General features: G+C 44.7%; 1 protein-coding gene. It reads right to left on the reverse strand.

Annotated features, from left to right (window positions below; genetic code table 11):
- Positions 1–430: ATP phosphoribosyltransferase (gene hisG, locus R7P74_RS28855; protein WP_318124130.1), on the reverse strand; the 430-nt coding region annotated here is incomplete at its 3' end.
- Positions 431–537 lie beyond the last annotated feature (107 nt).

Raw genomic sequence — 537 nt, forward strand, 5'->3', positions numbered from 1 at the left:
GCACGCCGGCTTCATCCATGTACGCTTTAAGAAGTTGAGGGTAAGTCGTTGCGATGCGTTTGCCTGCGAGATCTTGTGGGCCGTTGTATTCTTCATCTTTATCGATGGCGATGGACAAACGGCAGCCACCAAAATCCAGTCGACGAAGTTGAACAAACTCACATGGCTCACCCAAAGCTTTGCGATCAAGACGAACTTCTTCTAGTTCGTTTTCTCCGATGAAACCAAGGTCAACCACGCCATCCATGATCAAGCCAGGGATGTCGTCGTCACGAACCAAAAGCAAGTCAATTGGCATGTTCTCTGAGTGAACAACAAGACGCTCACCCATTACGTTAAATTTCACGCCGCATTGCTTTAGTAGAGCTTGGCTCTCTTTGCTAAGACGACCTTTTTTCTGAATTGCGATTCTTAAGCGTTGTGTTTGCATTGCTTTATCCCTGTGCAAGATTTTGATATCTAAGTAATTTTTAAACCAGTAAAACTAAAAAACCCTCGAGAGATTGGCGTCTCCCGAGGGTTTAAAATCTGTTCTTA

It is taken from the genome of Vibrio sp. 2033, assembly GCF_033339735.1.